Annotated in this window: 14 protein-coding genes, 1 pseudogene and 1 riboswitch; of the genes and pseudogenes, 5 read left to right on the forward strand and 10 right to left on the reverse strand. The window is 72.5% G+C overall.

Annotated elements, in window-relative coordinates; translation table 11 throughout:
• Positions 1–43: 43 nt before the first annotated feature.
• A complete protein-coding gene (locus tag OG580_RS04475; protein ID WP_267042333.1) occupies positions 44–1,078 on the forward strand; it encodes an NAD(P)-dependent oxidoreductase in 1,035 nt (344 codons plus the stop codon).
• 66 nt (positions 1,079–1,144) lie between these two features.
• On the opposite strand, the gene OG580_RS04480 is transcribed toward OG580_RS04475, so the two are convergent.
• The 8 genes from OG580_RS04480 to OG580_RS04515 form a co-directional block, all read right to left on the reverse strand.
• On the reverse strand, positions 1,145–2,725 hold the full coding sequence (locus OG580_RS04480; RefSeq protein ID WP_267042334.1) for an alpha/beta hydrolase: 1,581 nt from the start codon (positions 2,723–2,725) through the stop codon (positions 1,145–1,147).
• A gap of 170 nt (positions 2,726–2,895) precedes the next feature.
• Positions 2,896–3,639, reverse strand: coding sequence for an urease accessory protein UreD (locus tag OG580_RS04485; RefSeq protein ID WP_267042335.1), 744 nt, complete (start codon positions 3,637–3,639; stop codon positions 2,896–2,898).
• On the reverse strand, positions 3,636–4,331 hold the full coding sequence (gene ureG, locus OG580_RS04490; RefSeq protein ID WP_267042336.1) for an urease accessory protein UreG: 696 nt from the start codon (positions 4,329–4,331) through the stop codon (positions 3,636–3,638). Before ureG ends, OG580_RS04485 begins: the two co-directional genes overlap by 4 nt.
• Before the next feature lie 60 nt (positions 4,332–4,391).
• The gene (locus OG580_RS04495) at positions 4,392–5,054 is read right to left on the reverse strand and encodes an urease accessory protein UreF (protein WP_267042337.1); all 663 of its coding nucleotides are present in this window, start codon (positions 5,052–5,054) and stop codon (positions 4,392–4,394) included.
• Between the two features lie 10 nt (positions 5,055–5,064).
• Positions 5,065–6,786, reverse strand: coding sequence for an urease subunit alpha (locus OG580_RS04500; protein ID WP_267042338.1), 1,722 nt, complete (start codon positions 6,784–6,786; stop codon positions 5,065–5,067).
• Complete coding sequence (locus OG580_RS04505) at positions 6,779–7,153, reverse strand: urease subunit beta (RefSeq protein ID WP_267042339.1); 375 nt, start codon at positions 7,151–7,153, stop codon at positions 6,779–6,781. The genes OG580_RS04500 and OG580_RS04505 overlap by 8 nt, the downstream gene beginning before the upstream one ends.
• A 13-nt stretch (positions 7,154–7,166) precedes the next feature.
• On the reverse strand, positions 7,167–7,469 hold the full coding sequence (locus OG580_RS04510; RefSeq protein ID WP_033201785.1) for an urease subunit gamma: 303 nt from the start codon (positions 7,467–7,469) through the stop codon (positions 7,167–7,169).
• A gap of 51 nt (positions 7,470–7,520) precedes the next feature.
• Positions 7,521–7,841, reverse strand: coding sequence for a hypothetical protein (locus tag OG580_RS04515; RefSeq protein WP_267048244.1), 321 nt, complete (start codon positions 7,839–7,841; stop codon positions 7,521–7,523).
• A 35-nt stretch (positions 7,842–7,876) separates the two neighbouring features.
• Between OG580_RS04515 and OG580_RS04520 the strand changes: the two are divergent.
• Positions 7,877–8,092, forward strand: a pseudogene (locus OG580_RS04520) (hypothetical protein); the annotation flags it as partial.
• Between the two features lie 314 nt (positions 8,093–8,406).
• Positions 8,407–8,613, forward strand: a riboswitch (cyclic di-AMP (ydaO/yuaA leader).
• A 3-nt stretch (positions 8,614–8,616) separates the two neighbouring features.
• Entirely contained in the window at positions 8,617–9,093 is a 477-nt protein-coding gene (locus OG580_RS04525; RefSeq protein WP_267042340.1) for a C40 family peptidase, read from the forward strand.
• 107 nt (positions 9,094–9,200) lie between these two features.
• Here OG580_RS04525 and OG580_RS04530 read toward each other — a convergent pair whose 3' ends face one another.
• Positions 9,201–9,659, reverse strand: a complete 459-nt coding sequence (locus OG580_RS04530) for an ATP-binding protein (protein ID WP_267042341.1) — start codon at positions 9,657–9,659, stop codon at positions 9,201–9,203.
• Positions 9,660–9,830: 171 nt separating this feature from the next.
• Positions 9,831–11,012: an 8-amino-7-oxononanoate synthase gene (locus OG580_RS04535; protein ID WP_267042342.1), complete on the reverse strand. Its 1,182-nt coding sequence runs from the start codon at positions 11,010–11,012 to the stop codon at positions 9,831–9,833.
• Positions 11,013–11,155: 143 nt separating this feature from the next.
• Here OG580_RS04535 and bioB point away from each other — a divergent pair, with 143 nt between their 5' ends.
• Positions 11,156–12,427 carry a biotin synthase BioB gene (bioB, locus tag OG580_RS04540; protein WP_267042343.1) on the forward strand — a complete coding sequence of 424 codons (1,272 nt, stop codon included), beginning with the start codon at positions 11,156–11,158 and terminating at the stop codon, positions 12,425–12,427.
• Complete coding sequence (locus OG580_RS04545) at positions 12,420–13,700, forward strand: adenosylmethionine--8-amino-7-oxononanoate transaminase (RefSeq protein ID WP_267042344.1); 1,281 nt, start codon at positions 12,420–12,422, stop codon at positions 13,698–13,700. The genes bioB and OG580_RS04545 overlap by 8 nt, the downstream gene beginning before the upstream one ends.
• The last annotated feature ends 36 nt before the right edge of the window (positions 13,701–13,736 follow it).

Consider the following 13,736-nt stretch of genomic DNA (forward strand, 5'->3'; position numbering starts at 1 on the left):
AATCCTTTGGACCGGTGCTCCCGGCCCCCGTAGCGTCGTGATCATGACCAAGGGAAACGCGTTCGTACTGGGTGGGTCGGGACAGGTGGGGCGGGCGGCCGTGCGGGCCCTCGTCGCGGACGGCTGGGAGGTGACGGCCGCCTCGCGGGGCGGCGTCAGGGACGAGAGGTGGCCGGACGAGGTCCGCTCGGTGCGGCTCGACCGGACCGAGGAGGGGGCGCTCGCGGCGGGGCTGGGCGACGGCTGTGACGTGCTCGTCGACATCGTCGCGTACGACGGTGCGCACGGCAGGCAGCTGACCGGTCTCGCCGACCGGATCGGTTCGGCGGTGGTGGTGTCGAGCGGCGCCGTCTACGAGGACGCGCAGGGCCGCAGCTTCGACACCCAGGACCGGCCGGACGGCTTCCCCGCCTTCCCGGTGCCCACCCCGGAGGAGTGGCCGACGGTCGCGCCCGGCGACACGACGTACAGCACGCGGAAGATCGCCCTGGAGCGGGAGTTGCTGGCGGCGGGCGACGCGCTGCCGACGACGCTGCTGCGGGCGGGCGCGATCCACGGGCCGTACAGCCCGGGTCCGCGCGAGCTGTGGTTCGTCAAGCGGGCGCTCGACGGGCGGCCGGTGCGCGTCCTCGCGTACGGCGGCACCTCGCGGTTCCACCCGGTCCACGTGGACAACCTCGCGGAGCTCGTCCGGCTCGCGGCGGCGAAGCCGGGCAGCCGGGTGCTCAACGGCGGCGACCCCGAGGCGCCGACGGTGGCCGAGATCGGGGCGGCGATCGACGCGGTCATGGGGGTGACGAGCGAGACGGTACTGATGGACGGGGAGCCGGACGGCACGGTGGGGTCCACTCCGTGGACCGCGCCGCATCCCGTCGTCTACGACATGACGGCGGCCGAGCGGGAGCTGGGGTACCGGCCGGTGGTGTCGTACGCCGAGACGCTGCCGGAGACGGTGGAGTGGCTGACGGGGCACCTGGGCGACCGGGAGTGGCGGGAGGCCTTCACGGGGCTCGCGAAGTACGGCGTGGACCTCTTCGACTACGCGGCGGAGGACGCCTGGCTGGCGTCCCGGGGCTGACCCGGACGCGGGAAGAGGAGCGGTCGTCGGACGACCGCCCCTCTCCTCAGCGCTCTGCGGCGGCCGTTACGGCTTCGGCGCGGCGTGCGGGGCGCACGTCTGGTCCGTGGCGTCCAGCTGCCCGGTCAGCAGGTAGGCCTCGACCTTCGTGTTGAGGCACGGGTTGACCAGGTTGGTGATGCCGTGCGAGCCGGCGTCCTTCTCCGTGATCAGGCGCGAGCCCTTGAAGCGCTTGTGCAGCTCGACCGCGCCGGCGTACGGCGTGGCGGCGTCGCGCTCGGACTGGGTGATGAGCACCGGCGGCAGGCCCTTGCCGGTCTTCACCTGGGTCGGGCGCTGGCGCGGGGCGGACCAGGTGGCGCAGGGCAGGTTCATCCACGCGTTGGCCCAGGTCATGAACGGGTACTGCTCGTGGAGGCGGGTGTTGTCCCGGTCCCACTTCTTCCAGCTCGTCGGCCAGGGGGCGTCCGCGCACTCGACCGCGGTGTAGACGGCGTTGCCGTTCTCCGAGGCGGCGTTGCCGACGGTGTCGGTGGGGTCGGAGGCGGCCGACTCGATCAGCGGCTGCGGGTCACCCGCGGCGTAGGCGCTCCAGGCCTCCGCGACCGGGGCCCACATGGAGTCGTAGTACGGGGCGTTCTGGAAGAAGCCGATGAGCTCGGCCGGGCCGACCTTGCCGCCGAGGGGCTCCTTCTTGGCGGCGGCGCGCAGGGTCTCCCACTGCTGCCGGACCTCCTCGTAGGTGTCGCCGAGGTGGTAGGCGGCGTCGTTCTGGGCGACCCAGGTCATCCAGTCCTTGAGGCGGCCCTCGAAGGCGATGTCCTGGTCGAGGTTGACCTCGTACCAGATCTTGCGCGTCGACGGGTTCACGACGCTGTCGAGGACCATGCGGCGGACGTGGGTCGGGAAGAGCGTGCCGTAGACCGCGCCGAGGTAGGTGCCGTAGGAGACGCCGACGAAGTTGAGCTTCTTCTCGCCGAGGGCGGCCCGGACGACGTCGAGGTCACGCGCGGTGTTGGGCGTGTTCATGAAGGGCAGCATGTCGCCGCTCTTCTCGGCGCAGCCCTCGGCGTACTCGGCGGCGAGCTTGCGCTGGGCGAGCTTGTCGGCCTCGGTGTCGGGGACCGGGTCGGCCTTGGGTCCCTTGACGAACTCGGCCGGGTCGACGCAGGAGATGGGGGCGGACTTGCCGACGCCGCGGGGGTCGAAGCCCACGAAGTCGTAGGCCTTGGCGGTGTTCGCCCAGATCGCGTTCTTGGTGGTGACGCGGCGCGGGAAGCGGAGGCCGGAGCCGCCGGGGCCGCCCGGGTTGTAGAGCAGGGCGCCCTGGCGCTCGGCGGGGGTGCCGGTGGCCTTGATGCGGTCGACCGCGATCTTGATCTTCTTGCCGTCGGGCTTGGCGTAGTCGACCGGGACGGTGACCCAGCCGCACTGGATCGGCTTCTCCAGGCCCCACTCGGCAGCACAGTCCTGCCAGTCGATGCCCGTCTGGGCGGCCCGCGCGGCGGCGACGGCGACACCGATGGCCTCCGCGTCGCGCAGGTGGCGGTCGCTGTCCGCGTTCGCCGCCGGGGCGGTGAGCGCGCCCACGACGAGCGTGCCCGCTATCAGAGTGCCTGCCGAGCCGAGCACTGCCGTACGTCGCACGTGTTCTCCCCCTGGATGGGCGCCGCCCCCGTGGCGGCGCCGGTGTGTTGGGTTGTCCGGGGGATCCTTTCGTCCCTGGGGCTCACGAGGTAAGGGCGTACATGCGTTTCTTTACCGAACCAATAACCGGAGAGGGGTGTACCGCTGAGCGGTGACCTCCCGGACCCGCGTCACCGCGGGGCGAGTTCGGCCAGAGCCGCGTCGAGCAGCCGGCGCAGCGCGAGGGCGTCGGGGGCGACGGCGGTGACGAGGGCGGCGGGGCCGGCGAGCGGGGCGATGACGGCCCCTTCGCCGAGAAGTCGGGATTCCACCGGTTTGTCAGTGAAGTCGGGGTCGACGACGAGGAGTTGTCCGGTGGCCCGGTGGCCGCCGAGGACCGCGCCGCCGTCCCAGCCGTCGGGGGCGCCCGGTCCGTACGCCAGCTCCTGGTCGAGCAGGGGGCGCCCGGCGCGGCGGACGGTGAGGCGGGTGGCGAGGGTGCCGGGCGGTTCGCCGTGCCGGCCCAGGATCTGTTCCTCACGGAGGACGAGCCGTGCCGTGGCGGCGAGTTCGACGGTGGTGCGCATCCGCAGGTCCGATCCGTGCGCGGAGACGAGCTGTTCGGGGAGCCAGCGGAGCGCGCCCCCCTCCCCCACGGTGATCCGGACGTCGTACGTGGCGGGTTCCGGGCTCCGGCCCGGCAGGGCGATCGTGGCGGCGGCGGCGTCGACCAGGAGCCGGGCCCCGTCCCGTACCTCGGTCTCGATCGCGAGCCGGTCACCGCCGAGCGGGGCGCTCATCGCCCCGACGACGGTGACCCGGGTCCAGCCGCCGGTGGCCCTGGTACGGCGCAGGGCGAGAGGGCCGTCGCTCTCCAGGAGCGGCAGCCCGCCGTCGGCCGCGGCGGCGATCCGTGCGGTGGCGCGCAGACTCACGCGGCCCGTTCCCCGGGCGCGGTCCAGGCGGCGAGCTGGGCGCGGACCCAGTCGGCGACGGGCGCCACGCCGTCCTCGGCGCGCAGCGAGGTGAAGGCGACGGGCAGCTCGCCGCGCTGCTCCTCGGCGTCGCGGGCCATCCGCCCGAGGTCGGAGCCCACGTACGGGGCGAGGTCGGTCTTGTTGACGACGAGGAGGTCGGCGGTGGTGACGCCGGGGCCGCCCTTGCGGGGGATGTCGTCGCCGCCGGCGACGTCGATGACGAAGATCTGGGCGTCGACGAGCCCCTTGGAGAAGGTGGCGGTCAGGTTGTCGCCACCGGACTCGACCAGGATGAGGTCGAGCGGTCCGACGGTCTCCTCCAGCTCCTCGACGGCTTCGAGGTTGGCGGAGATGTCGTCGCGGATGGCGGTGTGCGGGCAGGCGCCGGTCTCCACGGCCTGGATGCGTTCGGGCGGCAGGACGGCGTTGCGGAGGAGGAACTCGGCGTCCTCGCGGGTGTAGATGTCGTTGGTGACGACGGCGAGGGAGAGGGTGTCCCGCAGGACCCGGCAGAGGGCGGCGACGGTGGCGGTCTTGCCGGAGCCGACGGGGCCGCCGAGGCCGATGCGCAGGGCGCGGCGGGTGCCGTCGGGGCGGTGGGCGTCGGCGGAGACGGCTCCGTGGTGGGGGTGACCGTGGTCGAGGTGCATGGGGCGGCTCCCGTGGGTCGTGGGTGGGATGAGCTGGCGTCCCGGTGTCCGGGCGGCGTTTCAGGAGGCGAAGAGGCGGACGGGCCAGTTCGCGTGCTGTTCGGCGGTGAGGTCGAGCAGGGGCGCGGAGGCGGCCGGGAGGGCGTCGACGCCCTGCCGTGCGGCGGCCGCCGCGCGCTGGGCGACCCGGTCCATCTCGGGCGCGAGGCGGGCGAGGACGGCGGTCGCCCGGTAGGGGTCGAGGCCGAGGAGACGGACGACCGCGGTGGCGGGGCCGCCGACCGTCTCGTACGCGACGCAGTGGGCGGCGTCCTCGGGGCCGAGTCCGGCGGCCCGGGCCGTGGCGCCGAGGACGACGGGCTGGTGGGCGCCGCGCGGGAAGGCGGCCGCGAGGGCGTCGAGTTCGGGGCTCGGCCAGGTGGCGCGGGCGGCCCGCATCAGCTGGCGGCCGAGCCTGCGGGCGGCGGTGCGCAGGGCGGGTGAGGGCGTACGGGCGTCGGCGGCGGCGTCGAGGTCGTACGGGTCGAGTCCGTGGGCGGCGGCCGCGGCCAGAGCTGCCGAGGTGAGGCCGGTGGTGTGGAGTCGGCCGCGGCAGAAGGCCTCCAGATCGTCGGCGTCCTTGATCCGGCCGGCCTTGACCGCCGCCTCGGCGCCGCCGGAGTGGGCGTGCCCGCCGGCGGGGAAGCGCCCGTCGGCGAGCACGAGAAGTGCGGAGCGTGTCATCGCCGGGCCCTCAGAAGAGGAAGTAACGCTGGGCCATGGGCAGTTCGACCGCGGGCGCGGGCTCGACCGTCTCGCCGTCGATGGTCACCGAGAAGGTGTCGGCGTCGACCTCGACCCGGGGCAGGGCGTCGTTCTCCCGCATGTCGGCCTTGGTGACCCGCCGGGTGTCCCCGATGGCGGTGAACTCCTTGTGGACGCCGAGCCTTCGGGGTAGGTCGTCCTCGATCGCCGCCCTGGACACGAAGTTGACGGAGCCGGCGGCGGCCGCCTTGCCGAGGGCGCCGAACATCGGGCGGGGCATGACGGGTTGCGGGGTGGGGATGGAGGCGTTGGCGTCGCCCATCTGCGCGTACGCGATCTGACCGCCCTTGACGACGGTGAGCGGCTTCACGCCGAAGAAAGCGGGGTCCCAGAGCACGAGGTCGGCCAGCTTGCCGGTCTCGACCGAGCCGATCAGGTGGTCCATGCCCTGGGCGACGGCCGGGTTGATCGTGTACTTGGCGACGTAGCGGCGGGCCCGGTGGTTGTCGGCGCGGCCGTCGCCGGGAAGGGCGCCGCGCCGCTTCTTCATGACGTGGGCGGTCTGCCAGGTCCGCATGATCACCTCGCCGACGCGGCCCATGGCCTGGGCGTCGGAGGAGATGATCGAGATGGCGCCCAGGTCGTGGAGGACGTCCTCGGCGGCGATCGTGGAGGGCCGGATGCGGGACTCCGCGAAGGCGAGGTCCTCGGGCACGGCCGGGTTGAGGTGGTGGCAGACCATCAGCATGTCGAGGTGTTCCTCGATGGTGTTGACGGTGTGTGGGCGGGTCGGGTTGGTCGAACTGGGCAGGATGTACGGCTCGGAGACGACCGTGATGATGTCGGGGGCGTGCCCGCCGCCGGCGCCCTCCGTGTGGTACGCGTGGACGGTCCGCCCCGCGATGGCGGCGAGGGTGTCGCCGACGAAGCCCGCCTCGTTCAAGGTGTCGGTGTGGAGGGCGAGTTGGGCGCCCGTCTCCTCACAGACGCCGAGGCAGGCGTCGATGACGGCGGGGGTCGCGCCCCAGTCCTCGTGGATCTTGAACCCGAGGGCGCCGCCCCGGAGCTGGGAGTACATGGCCTCCCGCGACATGGTGTTGCCCTTGCCGAGCAGACCGATGTTGACGGGAAAGGTGTCCAGGGCCTCGAACATCCGGGCCAGATGCCAGGGGCCGGGCGTGATGGTGGTCGCCTTGGTGCCCTCGGCCGGTCCGGTGCCGCCGCCCACGAGCGTGGTGACGCCGGTGGCGAGCGCCTGCTCGACGACGGTCGGGGAGATGAAGTGGACATGGGCGTCGACGGCGCCGGCGGTGACGATCTTGCCGTTGCCGACGATCACCTCGGTCTCGGGGCCGATCACGAGGTCGGGGTGGACGCCGTCCATGGTGTCGGGGTTGCCGGCCTTGCCGATGCCGGTGATCCGGCCGTCACGGATGCCGATGTCGGCCTTGACGACGCCCCAGTGGTCGAGGATCACGGCTCCGGTGATCACGGTGTCGGGGGCGCCCTCGGCGCGGGTGGTGCGGGCCTGCCCCATGGACTCGCGGACGACCTTGCCGCCGCCGAACACGGCCTCCTCGCCGGCTCGGCCGGGCCCGCCGCAGCGGTCCTCCTCGATCTCGACGAGGAGGTCGGTGTCGGCGAGCCGGATGCGGTCGCCGGTGGTGGGGCCGAACAGATCGGCGTAGACGGCGCGGTGCAGGTCAGGCACGAGGGCCTCCGTTCGGGCCGGTGACCCCGGCTTCGGCATCGGCATCGGCATCGGCTGTCTCGTCCAGCGGGCCGGCGGTCTCGCCGCGCAGCCCCGGGACGATCCGGCGGCCGGCGATCGGGACGAGTTCGACCTCGACGGGGATGCCGGGTTCGAAGCGGACGGCGGTTCCGGCGGCGATGTGGAGGCGGTGCCCGCGCGCGGCGGCGCGGTCGAACTCCAGGCCGGGGTTGACCTCGGCGAAGTGGTAGTGGGAGCCGACCTGCACGGGGCGGTCGGCGGCGTTGAGAACGGTCACGCGGGTGACGGGGCGCCCCTCGTTGAGGGTCACGGGGTCCTCCGCGTACAGGATCTCTCCGGGGATCATCGGCGCGCCCCGCTCAGACGATCGGGTCGTGGACGGTGACGAGCTTGGTGCCGTCCGGGAAGGTGGCCTCGACCTGGACGTCGTGGATCATCTCGGGGATGCCGTCCATGACCTCGTCACGGGTGAGCACCTTGCGCCCGGAGGCCATCAGCTCCGCGACGGTGCGGCCGTCCCTGGCGCCTTCCAGGATGTGGGAGGTGAGCAGGGCGACGGCCTCGGGGTGGTTGAGCCGCACACCCCGCGCCCGGCGCTTCTCGGCCACGTCGGCCGCGACATGAATGAGCAGGCGTTCCTGTTCGTGCGGGCTCAGTTGCACTCTTCCACCTCACAGTCGTCGACCGGGACGGCACCCGGACAGCTGCGGACCCTACCCAGCGTCAACGCCGTGTTGAGCTGCGGAGAAGCGGTACGCGGCCGGACATTGCACGTTAGGGCGGAAGTTTTTCCGGCTCGTTAACTCCGGCTTTGCGTTTCCATGATCATCCGATCGCCGGGAGCTGCCGGGCACTCGCCAGGAGGCGCCGGGGTCGCGGTGATGGGCGGCGATGCCGAAGCGGCGTTGTCGGCCCGCGGCGAAGTCGATCGGGCGCAGCGCGGAGACCGGGCCGACCGCCCGCTCACCGCCGTATACGACGCGGTCGACCAGGTCGGCGAGCCACGGCACGATGCGGACGCTCTCCTGCGACATGGAGACCACCCGCCTCGGCCAGGCCGCCTCGATCGAAGATCAGTCCATCCAGAGATACGCATACCTATGGGGCGTTGCGTGCGGCTCAGGCGCTGGTGGGACGGGTCGAGGCGCCCCGCGAGGCCCTGACGCTCATGCATATACGGGGCGAGAACGAGGTGCGCGCGGGCACATTGGCGTGCGCCTCAAGGGTGTTGGACGGGGAGCACCGGACGGACCGGTTCACCGCCCCCCGGAGTCGGGCGAGTTGACATTCACGCGTGTCGTGTCGAGGGCCGGTCGGCCGACACGCGTCGCAGAATCCCTCCCCCGTTCGGCGTAGTCGACGAGTCGACACAGGAAGCGGGCGAGTTGCGCAACAGGTGTACGCATTTGGCGGAATCGAACGTTCCATCGCTGGTACGCGGCTCGTAGGCCAAACCTCCAAAGATCACAAAGGCTTCTTGTCCACCCGAATGGATCAGTCGTGAGGAGCCTCACATATCGCCGTTTCAGCTCGGTTTTCACCCATGTCGTGGGTCAAGATCCGTGACGACGACAAGCCCCCGCCGCCGCGGCGGGGCGGTCCGGGCGGACGCCGAGTCCTGCCGCTGTCCCGGACGTCTGGTCGACAGGAGTGGATCGGCAGGAGTGGAGGACCCAATCAGTACGGGACGTTCGCGCTGTTTTCGCAGCGGGGCCGTTCCTTGGGGTGAAGCCGCAGCCGCGGCCGGGCATCTTCGCCTGCCCGAACCCGACAGGTCATCCTTCTCAGGCGGCTGACGAAGGGTTGCGCATGACCGCGCAGATGCATGTCCCGTCCCTGCTGTCCCGGGCCGGAGCCGTCTCGGCTCTCACCCTCGCCGCCGTCGGCGGCACGTTGTTCGCACCAGGTGCGGCACCGGAGGCCCAGGCGGCGACGGCCTACGCGAACAAGGCATTGAACGTCGCCGCCGCCAAGAAGGGATCGCCTTACCGGTACGGAGCCACCGGACCGACACGGTTCGACTGCTCCGGCCTGACGCTCTACGCGTACAAGAAGGCGGGCAAGTCGCTGCCCCGCACAGCGCAGCAGCAGTACAACAAGACCCGGCACATCTCCGCCTCCAGCCGGCAGAAGGGGGACCTGGTCTTCTTCCACTCGGGCGGACGTGTCTACCACGTCGGCATCTACGCCGGCAGCGGCAAGATCTGGCACTCGCCCAAGACGGGCTCGTGGGTGAAGCTCGACAGAATCTGGTCGTCGAAGGTCTACTACGGCCGCGTCCGGTGACGGACCCCGGGCGCTGACCCCTGGTGAGTGAAGGGTGCGGTGGCGCCGCCGCACCTCTCACGGCCGGGACAGGCCCCCAAGCGCATCACAGCCCTCCGCGACACGCTTCAGAGGAGCTGCACGCCGGCCGAGCCGGCCCGGACGACGGCGGCCGTCCACGGGATCGTGATCCAGACCGTCTTGCCGCCCTCCTCGGTCGGGGTGACCGAGAGACGGCCGCCGGCCTCCGCCGCCAGGACCCGGATGATGACCATGCCGCGGCCGTTGTCCTGCTGGACCGCCGCCGGGAGACGGCGGGGCCAGCGGGGATGGCTGTCGGTCACACCGATGTGCAGCCGTTCCTCCCGCTCCAGCCGGAGGTCGACCGTGAAGGTCGGCGACTGCCCGAAGGTGTGCTGGACGGCGTTGGTGGCCAGCTCCGAGACGATCAGCCGAATGGAGTCCGCGGTCTCCGCGGCTCCGTCGAGCCCCCAATCGCCCAGGACGTCCGCGACGTACCTCCGTGCCGTGGGAACCGAGGCGGGATCGCTCGGCAGAGTGACGGATGCTTCCAGATGGTCTGCCATGGCGACGCTGTCCCTTTCCCACCGGGGACGCCGCCCCGGTTTGCGCTTCGCGTCAGAGTGCCACCGATCGTGCCGCCCCGGGTGGCGTTCCACCACGATATGTGCGCATCTATCGCCCGAAGCGGTGAACTCTGCTGCCCGGAAACGCTCTTGGGCACCCTGGCCGACGGGTCAGACGGCGTCGGGCGCCGTCCGCAGGATCGTCTCCACCGCCCGCGCGACCTCGGCGTCCGTCAGGTCGGCGCGGGCCGTGAGACGCAGCCGCGAGATGCCGTCCGGGACGGACGGCGGCCTGAAGCAGCCGACCGCCAGGCCCTGTTCGCGGCAGTCGGCGGCCCAGCGCAGCGCCGCCTCCGGCGAGGGGGCGCGCACCGACACGACGGCCGCGTCCGGCCGGGCGGCCGTCAGTCCGGCCGCCGTGAGCAGCTCGTACAGGGTGGTGGCGACCGTGCGCGCCCGCCCGGCGAGCTCCGGTTCGGCGGCGATCAGCCGCAGGCTCGCGAGCGCGCCGCCCGCGGCGGCCGGTGCGAGACCGGTGTCGAAGATGAAGGTGCGCGCCGCGTTCACCAGGTGCTCGACGACTCGGGCGGGGCCGAGGACGGCGCCGCCCTGGCTGCCCAGGGACTTGGAGAGGGTGAGGGTCGCGACGACGTCCTCGTCGCCCGCGAGACCGGCCTCGTGCAGGGCGCCCCGGCCGCCGTCGCCGAGGACGCCGAAGCCGTGGGCGTCGTCGACGACGAGACCCGCGCCGTGGGCGCGGCAGGCCTCGGCGAGCTCCGGCAGCGGCGCCTTGTCCCCGTCGACGGAGAAGACGGAGTCGCTGACGACGAGGGCCCGCCGCTCCGGACGCGCCTCAAGGGTCTTGCGTACGGACTCGGGGTCGGTGTGCGGGACCACGGCCGTCTCGGCGCGCGCGAGCCGACAGCCGTCCACGATGGACGCGTGGTTGGAGGCGTCCGAGACGATCAGCGAGTCCCGGCCGCCGAGCGCGGTGAGCACGGCGAGGTTGGCGGTGTAGCCGGAGGAGAAGACGAGGGCCGCCTCGAATCCGCAGAACTCGGCGAGTTCGCGTTCGAGCCGGGTGTGCAGCCGGGTCGTCCCGGTGACGAGCCGCGAGCCGGTGGAGCCGGCGCCCCAGCGCCGGGCCGCCTCGGCCGCCGCCTCGGTGACCGCCGGGCGCCGGGTCAGGCCGAGGTAGTCGTTGCTCGCCAGGTCGAGGAGGTCCGATTCGGCGGCCCTGGGCCGCAGCGTACGGACGAGGCCGGCAGCCGCCCGGCGGCGCGCCTCGGCGTCGGTCCAGTCGAACGCGGTCCGGCGCGGGCCCTCGGCCCGGGCGTCGTCGGCCTGTGGCATGCGGCGATCCTTTTGTAGGCAGCGCACAGACCTTAACCGGAGCGTGCCGAGGTCGGGATGTGGTCATCCACACACCTCGTTCGGCGGCGTTTGTTCGGTTCCTCCTTGGCCCGGGGGTGGGCGGTAGGCAAGGATCAGCGCTTATGGACCTGCTGAACACGCTGGTGGAGAAGGGGCTGCGGCGCGAGCTGCCGACCCGTGAAGAAGCGCTCGCCGTACTGGCGACCTCCGACGACGAGCTGCTCGATGTGGTGGCGGCGGCCGGCAAGGTGCGCCGTCAGTGGTTCGGGCGGCGGGTGAAGCTCAACTACCTCGTCAACCTGAAGTCGGGGCTGTGCCCCGAGGACTGCTCGTACTGTTCGCAGCGACTCGGCTCCAAGGCCGAGATCCTCAAGTACACGTGGCTGAAGCCGGACGAGGCGTCCCAGGCCGCCGCGGCGGGCGTCGCCGGCGGCGCCAAGCGTGTCTGCCTGGTCGCGAGCGGGCGCGGTCCGACGGACCGGGACGTCGAGCGGGTCGGCAGGACCATCGAGGCGATCAAGGAGCAGAACGAGGGCGTCGAGGTGTGCGCCTGCCTCGGTCTGCTCTCCGACGGTCAGGCGGAGCGGCTGCGGGACGCCGGCGCCGACGCGTACAACCACAACCTGAACACGTCCGAGGCGACGTACGAGGGGATCACCAAGACCCACACGTACGCGGACCGGGTGGACACCGTGCAGAAGGCGCACGCCGCCGGTCTGTCGGCCTGCTCGGGTCTGATCGCGGGCATGGGCGAGACCGACGAGGACCTCGTCGACGTCGTGTACGCACTGCGCGACCTGGACTCGGACTCGGTGCCCGTCAACTTCCTCATCCCCTTCGAGGGCACGCCGCTCGCGAAGGAGTGGAACCTCACCCCGCAGCGCTGCCTGCGGATCCTCGCGATGGTGCGGTTCGTCTGCCCCGACGTCGAGGTGCGGATCGCGGGCGGCCGTGAGGTGCACCTGCGCTCGATGCAGCCGCTGGCGCTGAACATCGCGAACTCGATCTTCCTCGGCGACTACCTGACCAGCGAGGGCCAGGCCGGCCAGGCCGACCTGGACATGATCGCGGACGCGGGCTTCGAGGTGGAGGGCGCGGGCACGACGACGCTGCCCAAGCACCGGGCGGACGCGCTCGCGGCGGCGGGTGCGGCGGCGGGCGGCTGCGGTTCGCACGCCTCCACGGAGGGCGCCGGCTGCGGTTCGCACGCCTCGGCCGAGGGCGCGGGCTGCGGCTCCGCCGGCGGCGGCTGCGGTCCCTGCGGCGGTCACGCGGCGCCTGCCCCGGAGGCCGTGGAGCCCGCGGCGGCCGAGCCCGCGGCGAACGCCGCCAGGACCGACCTCGTGGCGGTTCGCCGCCGGGGTGCCGGCACGGACCTCGCACCGAATGCGTAACGACGAACTCCTCGCCCTGGACCGGGCGCACGTCTGGCATCCGTACGGCCCCATGCCGGGCCGTACGGACCCGCTCGTCGTCGCGTCCGCGTCCGGGGTGCGGCTCCGGCTGGCCGAACCCGCCGAGGGACAGGCCGAGTTGATCGACGGCATGTCCTCGTGGTGGTCGGCGATCCACGGCTACAACCACCCCGTGCTCAACGAGGCGGCACACGGTCAGATCGACCGGATGAGCCACGTCATGTTCGGCGGACTCACCCATGAGCCGGCCGTCCGGCTCGCCACCCGGCTCGTCGAGATCACCCCGGAACCGCTGCGGCACGTCTTCCTCAGCGACTCGGGTTCGGTCGCCGTCGAGGTCGCGGTCAAGATGTGCCTCCAGTACTGGCGCTCGGTGGGCCGCCCCGGCAAGCAGCGGCTGCTCACCTGGCGCGGCGGCTACCACGGCGACACCTGGCAGCCGATGTCGGTGTGCGATCCCGAGGGCGGGATGCACGAGCTGTGGTCGGGGGTCCTGCAGCGGCAGGCGTTCGTCGAGGCCCCGCCGGCCGCGTACGAGGAGTCGTACGCGGACATGCTGCGGACCGAGATCGGGCGCCACGCGCACGAGCTGGCCGCGGTGATCGTCGAGCCCGTGGTGCAGGGCGCGGGCGGGATGCGGTTCCACGACCCGGCGTACCTGCGGGTGCTGCGGGAGGCCTGCGACGCGCACGACGTGCTGCTCGTCTTCGACGAGATCGCCACCGGCTTCGGACGGACGGGCACGCTGTTCGCCGCGGACCAGGCGGGGGTCTCCCCCGATGTGATGTGCCTGGGCAAAGCGCTGACCGGCGGTTATCTGTCGCTGGCGGCGACGCTCTGCTCCAGCCGGGTGGCCGACGGGATCTCGCGGGGCGAGGTCCCGGTCCTCGCCCACGGGCCGACCTTCATGGGCAACCCGCTGGCCTCCGCGGTGGCCTGCGCCTCTCTCGACCTGCTCCTGTCGCAGGACTGGGCGGTGGACGTCAAGCGGATCGAGGCGGGGCTGCGGGACGGGCTCGCTCCGGTCGCCGAGCTCCCGGGCGTGCGCGAGGTGCGGGTGCTCGGCGCGATCGGTGTCGTCCAGCTCGACCACGACGTCGACATGCCCGCGGCGACGCGGGCCGCCGTCCGGGAGGGCGTGTGGCTGCGCCCGTTCCGGGACCTGATCTACACGATGCCGCCGTACGTGACGGGCGACGAGGACCTGGCGCGGATCTGCGCGGCGGTCCGCGCGGCCGCCGCGGCGGGCTGAACGGCCGAACGGGCTGAACGGAAGGACTGAGGAAGC

This window comes from Streptomyces sp. NBC_00094 (assembly GCF_026343125.1).
In the GTDB taxonomy this organism is placed as follows: Bacteria; Actinomycetota; Actinomycetes; order Streptomycetales; family Streptomycetaceae; genus Streptomyces.